Consider the following 8,393-nt stretch of genomic DNA (forward strand, 5'->3'; position numbering starts at 1 on the left):
CGGAGCACGCGTTGTTCCTGAGAAATATGGGGCGGGTTGGTGACACGCCCGGGTTCAGACCGCATCCATCGCGCGCCTCCCAGTGCGCTTTTCCTGGTGCGGACAAGTTTCATCCCGAGTTTTCAGGAGTTATTTGGCATCAGTCCCATGCGCTATCTTAAAGTACGACGACTTAATGCAGTGCGACAACGCCTGAAGGCAAGCGATCCCGAAAATTGTACCATTACCTTCCTTGCCAGTGAATTTGGTTTCTACAGTCCGAGTCATTTTACTAGAGATTACAAAACTATGTTTGGGGAGTTGCCTTCAGAGACGTTGAGAAAGAAGAAATAGAGAGTGAAAAATCAGGGGAGATGATAGTGGTCTATTGTGTTACTTTAAGCTAAACTTTTAAAGAAAAAATGTGATAGTTTTTCTGTTGATTTTGGGAAAGTTCATAATTTATTTACACATTTGGAAAATAGGTCGAATTATTGTTGAGAGAAACTGTTCTATATAACTACAAAATATAGTAGGGGTTAACGGCCGTTAACCCCTACAAATGGTTTATAATTTTGTCAAATGCAACGCAAGTGTAGCGACAATAAATGCCTTTGCGTACAAATTAAATCTGAGTCAAAATGTAAAGCAAAGTGAATAAAACAATCCAGATAATATCAACAAAGTGCCAATATATTTCTGCCATCTCAATACCAACGTGCTTTTCTCCATTGTAATGACCAGCACGACGAGAACGCCACAATACACCGAGAATAAGTAGCACACCAACAAAAACGTGTAGACCGTGGAAACCAGTCATCACATAAAAACAATTGGAAACACATTAGTAGTCAGACCATAACCTAGAGTCATGTACTCATAAACCTGACCACCCAAAAAGATAATACCCATGATTGCCGTAACTACATACCATAGACGCATTCCTGAGAGATTGTTCTTTTTGATAGCAGTATCGCCTTTGTGAATGACAAAACTACTGGAAACCAGAATAATAGTGTTGATGGTTGGCAATAACAACTCTACCTCTGTTTCTTCGGGAGGCCAAACCCCGGCATTTGCTCGGTAAATTAAATAAGCAGCAAATAGTCCCCCAAACATCAAAGATTCAGAAGCGAGAAATGTGATTAATCCGAAAACTCGTAAATCCGGATGTTCTTCGTGATGACCTGCCTCTGCTGATGCAGATTGGACGGAAGTATCAACTAAATTATTAGTTGTATCAATTGTTGAACCTTGCATAATTTCTTGTACCTAAAATAAACAAAAATAATTTCTGAAAGTTGATATCTAAAGTAGTTGGCAGTCTATAAAACCCATTTGGTCTCTTGATAAATATCAAGTTTTTTTATCTAGGAGTCAGGAGACAGGAGACAGGAGACAGGAGTTAAGAGGGAAAAGGAAAGAGGGAATATATGGGTTTGTGATCATACAAAAAATTCAACATTCCTTCAGATAATTTTTCCTCACTCATTGATGCGCGAAAAGACTCTTACACCATAATTATATAGCTATCAAATGGGTTCTATACAACCACTAACTCCTCTAACTACTGAATTTCTACATACAGAACAAACTAGAAAGTATTCTAATTGTTCTCTAGAAAATTAAAAAGTGTTTCGGTTTGGAATGCTCCACTTGCCAGCAGTTCAGCAATCAGCGGTCAGCACAAGCGGGTTTGCGTAGCATTCCGGTACGGAAAGGGGATGCGCAACCCCTTCTAAAATTAAGCGACTTATTTATAGAAGTTGGAGATGTTTTACCCAAGCTTTTCGGTCTGGACTGCTCCGCAAACAGGTGCCTAATTATATGCACAAATTTTTTGGCTGATAGCTGATAGCTGATAGCTGATAGCTGATAGCTAGTTAATTCTGAGAATCATCGTTAAAGGATGAAGACTCAGCTTCAGATACAGGCAACCCTGTTTCCTTCACTTTGGAACTTCCTTGTGAAATTAGCTTAAAGCGCTCTCGAATAGCAAGAGTTTTCTTAGAGCCAAAATCATAAGGACCATAAGTAACTACTGGCAATACTTCCCAGTTTTCAATGATAGGAGGTGAGCTAGTAGTCCACTCCAAGGATAAACCACCCCAAGGATTACCATCAGCTTTTGGTCCGTACATCCAGCTCCAAACCATGTTGATGAAGAATGGTATTACAGACAGACCTAGAATAATTGACCCATAAGTACAGATATGGTTAATAGCTTCAAACTGAGGGTCATACATCGCAATACGACGTGGCATTCCTTGTAAACCCAATTGGTGCATGGGTAAGAAAGTGAGGTTGGTACCAATTAAAGTCAGGACAAAGTGAATCCGACCCCAGGTTTCGTTGTACATCCGACCTGTCATTTTGGGGAACCAGTGATAGATACCTGCATATAGGCCAAATACTGAACCACCAAATAAAACGTAATGGAAGTGAGCTACAACATAGTAACTGTCATGGACGTGAACGTCGAATGGAGCTGTTCCCATGGTTACACCACTTAGTCCACCCATAACGAACATTGCTAATAAACCAATGGCAAACAGCATTCCACTTGTATAGCGGATTTTTCCGCCCCAGAGGGTAGCTACCCAACTAAAGATTTTGACTCCGGTGGGAACTGCAACGATTAGAGTAGAGATGGTGAAGAACATCCGCATCCAAGGAGGAGTACCACTGGTGAACATATGGTGTACCCATACGAACAAACCTACTAGACAAATAGCAAGACTGGAATAGGCGATCGCTTTATAACCAAATATTCCTTTGCGTGCATGAACGGGAATGACTTCTGAGAGAATGCCAAAAATTGGCAGAATCATCAGATAAACTGCGGGGTGAGAATAGAACCAGAATAAGTGCTGGTAGATGACCACATCACCGCCCATCTCTGGTTTAAAGAAGCCGGTGCCAAAGTTGATATCAAATAATAACAGTACTAAACCTGCTGCTAATACAGGAGTTGAGCATAGTGCCAAAACGGAAGTTGCTAAGATTGCCCAGCAGAATAGAGGTAGTTGTTCCCACTTCATACTAGGAACTTTCATTTTGAGGATGGTGACGATAAAGTTTAGCGCACCCATGATGGAGGAAGTTCCCACTAATACAATACAGAGAATCCATAAAGTTTGTCCGATGTTATTAGTAATGATGCTTAATGGGGGATAAGCAGTCCAACCACTTTGCGCGCCACCAAAAGCTAAACTAGCAATTAAGAATGCTCCAGCAACTGGGTTGAGCCAGAAAGCGATCGCATTGAGGTTAGGAAATGCCATATCTCTAGCTCCCACCATTAGGGGGACTAGATAGTTACCAAAACCTCCAATGGCAGCAGGCACGATCCACAGGAAAATCATAATCGTGCCATGATTTGTCAGGAAGGAGTTGTAAACATTTGGGTCGAGAAAGTCTGCATCTGGTGTGTAGAGTTCTGCACGCATAGCCATGGCCATGAGGCCACCGACGAGATAAAAGATGAAGGCGGTAACCAGATATTGAATGCCGATTACCTTGTGGTCTATGTTATAGCCGAAGTAGTGATACCATTTCCATGCCTCCGGATGTGCTTTTTCCGGTTCTGGTTTGGTTTCTAAAGGAATTTGTGTTTGTGTCATCTGTAAATTATTTTGACAATTACGAATTAATTATTGGGGAGGTTGAACTCATTTTTTTTTACCTTTGGAGCTGACTCCTCCCCAACTTTTCCCCTGTAAGAATAGGGATTTTTGGATTCTCCTGTGAGAAAGTATTAGCTGCTAGTAGTTCTAGTGCAGGATGGCGGAAATAACTGACTGGTTACAAAGTCCTATCAATAAACAAATACAAAACTTTTGACTTTTAACTTCCGCGTAGCGGCACTAGTCTAGTTTGGGTGAATTTGATTTAATGTTTCGGAATCGATACCCATTTCATTAGCATAAGGGCTAAGATACTCCGATTCTGATAAATCAGCAGTATTTACTGCTACAGCTTGATTCAACTGTGGTTGCTCGGCAAAAGTATTTTCTTCTATCCAAGCTTCATACTCTTCTTGAGTTTCAACAACTACTTGTGTTCTCATTGCTCCGTGGTAAGCACCGCAAAGTTCTGCACAATATACTGGATATTCTCCAGTTTTAGTAGCTACGAACCGGAGTTGGGTATCTTTACCAGGAATTGCATCTTGCTTCAAACGGAAAGCAGGTATCCAGAAAGCATGAATCACATCTTGAGCAGAAAGATTGATTTGTATATCCTTGTTGACAGGAATATGGAGTTCTCCTGCTAGAACACCACTTTCGGGATAGGTCATCAGCCATCCATACTGAATTCCTGTAATGTCAACGACTACATCTGCTGGGTTAGCTCCCTCTTCAGGAGTTGCTCCAAAGCCATATTTGCTCACTTCTTTTGTAGCTACTTCTTCTGACTCCATTCCTTCAGCGTCTGCTATTAGGGGAGCTGCCAGAGCTGATCCTGACTTCACTGTTTGCAGTTCGGATGAAGAAACATGAGCTACTTTTGTTCCTGCTGGATCGAACCCACCCATCTGTCTGTATACATCTACACTATAGATACCAAGACCAATCACAATGATGGATGGAATTGCAGTCCAAAATATTTCTAATGGTAAATTTTCCCTAAAGGGAGCACCATCGCTATCGTCTCCTTTGGGTTTGCGAAATTTAATTGCAGAGAAGACAATTGTTCCTTCTACAACTAGAAATAAAGCTACTGCTATAGTAAACATGACGTCAAAAAAACCGTCCACCAGAGGAGCTTGTACTGATGCTTGCTCTGGTAATAGACCATGATTTTGACCTAACCACACGCTAATTATGGTGATTATTATACCAACTACTAGGGTGATTACTGAGACTGGTATTTTTTCTTTTTCTTCCATATATTACCTCTTTAATTTGTCTTCCTCCCCCTAGCCTAGGCAGAGGAGTCTTTGACTTTTTGTCATACTCAATTACATAGGTTAAACTAAGCATCTACTTATAAACTAGATATAATTGTTACTATTTATCAAAATTATAGATTATCTTAGTTTTTCATAGATTTCTCTCGAGAGAGTTTATATTATTTTAACTATTGCACTCAAAAATTACCCCACAGTTTGTATAAACAAAGTTAAATTAAATATGTACTCTTAAATTGCATACTTTGATTGATTAATTTATTAGAAATTAAAGAAAAAGTTAAAAATATTTTTTTGGGTAAAATCAGTAACACTGATCACAGTAAGCTGTAAATAAAATTTAAATCAGAAAACTTTCTAAAGCAGAACAAATCTTCAGATAGTATCCCTTATAGTAACAAAAATTAGACACATTAATAATTGTCAGATGTGATGATTATTTCTGAATTTAAGATTCAGTATGTTGTTAATTTAGCAAGATTTTAGATTACAGCTAATAAAAATCTTATGGCCAATTCTGTTTTAAATAACAATACAATTATTTCCTCTCAGTCTCCAGCGCGCGAACGCATTCGTGGTTTGGTTTGGAAACTATGTATAGCAACCCTATTACTAATGGCTATTGGCAGTGCTACCAGAGTTATGAATGCAGGTTTAGCCTGTCCTGATTGGCCGTTGTGTTATGGTAAATTAGTACCAATGGCACAGATGAATCTGCAAGTATTTTTAGAGTGGTTTCACCGACTAGATGCAAGTTTAATTGGCTTTGGCACGATCGCTCTCATGGGTTTATCATGGTGGCATAGACGAGAATTGCCAAGCTGGTTACCTTGGGCATCGACTTTTGCTCTGGGACTAATAGTTTTCCAAGGGGTACTCGGTGGATTAACTGTTACAGAATTATTACGCTTTGATATTGTCACCGCTCACCTTGGTACTGCTTTGCTTTACTTTATGACTCTATTAGTTATAAGTATGTCAATGATGCCTTATAAAGGTACAGGTAATGTTGGTAAACTACCTTGGGTAGGATTAACTGCTGCAATTTTAGTTTATTTACAAAGTTTACTCGGTGGGTTGGTTGCTTCTCAGTGGGCATTGCATCAATGTTTTGGAGTGGCGGAACTTTGTAAAATAATGAATAGTCATATTGCTGGTGTTGTTCCTCCGACTTTAGCAACATTAGCATTGGTAGTAATGGCGTGGCGCACCTCTGCCTTACATCCGCTGCTGCGAAAGTTAGCAAACTGGTCTGGTTTATTAGTATTAGCTCAGATTAGTTTGGGGGTTATGACCTTCCGGTTACGTCTGCAAATTGAGTTATTGACCGTATCTCACCAAGCTGTAGGAGCAGCATTATTAGGAACTTTAGTCGCATTTACTGTTATTGCTTTACGCGATCGACAATTTGCAAAAGCTTAAAAAAGCAGTCAGCAGTCAGCAGTCAGCAGTAAACTTTTAGAAAGGGATTGAAACCTCGTTCTAAACCTTCCGGTTTATAGAACTGGGGATTTAAACCCAGACCTATAAAAGCTGATAGCTGTTTGCGCAGCATTCCGTCAGGAAATGCTAAAAGCTAGTTAATTGTCAAGATAGATACAGTAATATAGCCCTCTTTTGTGAGTTATTAGATTACAGGACTTACGCAAATTTACCTTGAAAACGCCATCTGTAGGGGCGAATGGCATTTGCGTTACGCAAAGCTCCGCTAACGCCCTCACTCGATTTAGTGTCCGTTTACAGCACTGTCAGCTATCGGTGAGTACAGAACTAGCGGGCAAGATGCCCGCACTACAAGAATTTCACCGTAGATCGTTTGCCCGAAATATGCTGTATAACTATTCAACCGGACTAAATTTTTCAAACTGACTAACACCACAAATTAACTGGTACTAATATCCGTTTTTATTTGCTCATAAACTTTAGACTACGGAAACAAAAATCAGTTAAAACACAAAATTAACAAACTAAGAATCTATGCAAGAAGTTATTTCTCATCATCTTCCACGACGCCATGATAATATCCTACAAGTATTCAAAAGCTATTATCAACTAACAAAACCTAGAATTATTCTACTGCTACTAATTACAACAGCAGCCGGAATGTGGTTGGGAGCAAAAGGAGAAGTCTCTCCACTTCTATTATTCGTGACATTAATAGGTGGTGCATTAGCTTCTGGTGCAGCTAACGCTATTAACTGCATCTACGACAGCGATATTGACTATATTATGGAGCGTACTCGCTGGCGTCCTATTCCTTCTGGGAGAGTAAAACCACGCGATGCTTTAATTTTTGCATTCACTCTAGCAGCTACATCATTTACTTTGCTCACAGTCTTTGCTAATTTACTGGCAGCACTTTTGGCAATGTCTGGAATCGTTTTCTACGTTGGTATTTACACCCACTGGTTAAAACGTCATAGCGTACAAAATATTGTAATTGGCGGTGCTGCTGGTGCTATTCCCCCATTAGTAGGTTGGGCTGCGGTTACAGGAGAATTGAGTTGGGCAGCTTGGTTACTATTTGCGATTATCTTTATCTGGACTCCTCCTCATTTTTGGGCTTTGGCAATCTATATTCGCGATGAATACAAGGAAGTGGGTGTGCCGATGTTACCTGTGATTGAAGGAAATGAGGAAACAGCAAGACAGATTTGGGTTTACAGTCTGATTTTGATTCCGATGACGTTGTTGCTAGTTTATCCGTTGCACGCTAGTGGAGCAGTTTATGCAGTATTGGCAACTCTCCTCGGTGGAGTCTTTATCCAGAAAGCTTGGTTATTATTAAAAGAACCTTCCAATAGAGACGTAGCGCGATCGCTGTTTAAGTATTCTATCTACTACATGATGTTATTGTGTTTAGTTATGGTGATTGACAGTTTACCTTTTACTCGCGGAATTACTACTGCTGTAGCAGATAATTTGCAAACTTTTATTGGTAGTGCGATCGCAATTTTATCCTAGTTTTCATTAAACAGTAATTAAACAATAAAAATCCAGATTTGAGGTAGGCATTTTGCCTGCCTTTTAGTTTGACAATTTGTAGTTTGATAAAGACCAAGAATTAGGTTATAATATTAAATTGTTTTTTATACTAACCTGATTATTTTATTTTGGGTATTTATTCTCCCACACTTCCCTTTTATAGAAAAATCAACTAATCTTGTGTATAAGCTAAAAATAATTTAGATTTTATATTGCATCTTAACCTGTTGCTTTTAACAAAAATTAAATATATAGTTGTTTAAATGCTAAATATCTTATCACTTTAGGAATTTAGATTATGCATACTTTACTATATTCAGGACTACCGACATTGATGGTTGGAGTCTCAGGTTCCGAGTCCTCAGAGGCTGATAAATACAAAGTTCTTATACAGAGATTACATAATAATACATGGTATGTTGCTAGTACCATTTTGATGCAGTCAATTCTAACAGCTATCTTAACAGAAGCTATTTACCATTTCGGTATTCGTTCTTGGCTACAAAGATACTGTATA

6 protein-coding genes and 1 pseudogene are annotated in these 8,393 nt (G+C 39.2%); 4 read left to right on the top strand and 3 right to left on the bottom strand.

What is annotated here, in order from left to right; all coding sequences use genetic code 11:
- Nucleotides 1–39: 39 nt before the first annotated feature.
- On the top strand, nt 40–333 hold the full coding sequence (locus F6K13_RS08200; RefSeq protein ID WP_287287184.1) for a helix-turn-helix domain-containing protein: 294 nt from the start codon (nt 40–42) through the stop codon (nt 331–333).
- A gap of 271 nt (nt 334–604) precedes the next feature.
- Here F6K13_RS08200 and F6K13_RS08205 read toward each other — a convergent pair.
- The 3 genes and pseudogenes from F6K13_RS08205 to F6K13_RS08215 all read right to left on the bottom strand — a co-directional run bounded on the left by F6K13_RS08205 (nt 605) and on the right by F6K13_RS08215 (nt 4,870).
- Nucleotides 605–1,239, bottom strand: a pseudogene (locus tag F6K13_RS08205) (heme-copper oxidase subunit III).
- A 623-nt stretch (nt 1,240–1,862) separates the two neighbouring features.
- Nucleotides 1,863–3,602 carry a cytochrome c oxidase subunit I gene (gene ctaD, locus F6K13_RS08210; RefSeq protein ID WP_287287180.1) on the bottom strand — a complete coding sequence of 580 codons (1,740 nt, stop codon included), beginning with the start codon at nt 3,600–3,602 and terminating at the stop codon, nt 1,863–1,865.
- Nucleotides 3,603–3,850: 248 nt separating this feature from the next.
- The gene (locus F6K13_RS08215) at nt 3,851–4,870 is read right to left on the bottom strand and encodes a cytochrome c oxidase subunit II (protein ID WP_124143665.1); all 1,020 of its coding nucleotides are present in this window, start codon (nt 4,868–4,870) and stop codon (nt 3,851–3,853) included.
- Nucleotides 4,871–5,398: 528 nt separating this feature from the next.
- Here F6K13_RS08215 and F6K13_RS08220 point away from each other — a divergent pair.
- The 3 genes from F6K13_RS08220 to F6K13_RS08230 form a co-directional block, all read left to right on the top strand.
- A complete protein-coding gene (locus F6K13_RS08220; protein WP_287240086.1) occupies nt 5,399–6,313 on the top strand; it encodes a heme A synthase in 915 nt (304 codons plus the stop codon).
- Nucleotides 6,314–6,868: 555 nt separating this feature from the next.
- On the top strand, nt 6,869–7,855 hold the full coding sequence (locus F6K13_RS08225) for a heme o synthase (protein WP_124155283.1): 987 nt from the start codon (nt 6,869–6,871) through the stop codon (nt 7,853–7,855).
- 319 nt (nt 7,856–8,174) lie between these two features.
- The coding region (locus F6K13_RS08230) for a hypothetical protein (RefSeq protein WP_287287182.1) at nt 8,175–8,393 on the top strand (219 nt) is incomplete at its 3' end.

The sequence above is a fragment of the Okeania sp. SIO2B9 genome (assembly GCF_010672505.1).
GTDB lineage: Bacteria > Cyanobacteriota > Cyanobacteriia > Cyanobacteriales > Microcoleaceae > Okeania > Okeania hirsuta.

Coding starts and splice junctions, on each gene's coding strand:
- F6K13_RS08225 (WP_124155283.1), top strand. CDS start 6,869: ATGCAAGAAGTTATTTCTCATCATCTTCCACGACGCCATGATAATATC.
- ctaD (WP_287287180.1), bottom strand. CDS start 3,602: ATGACACAAACACAAATTCCTTTAGAAACCAAACCAGAACCGGAAAAA.
- F6K13_RS08220 (WP_287240086.1), top strand. CDS start 5,399: ATGGCCAATTCTGTTTTAAATAACAATACAATTATTTCCTCTCAGTCT.
- F6K13_RS08215 (WP_124143665.1), bottom strand. CDS start 4,870: ATGGAAGAAAAAGAAAAAATACCAGTCTCAGTAATCACCCTAGTAGTT.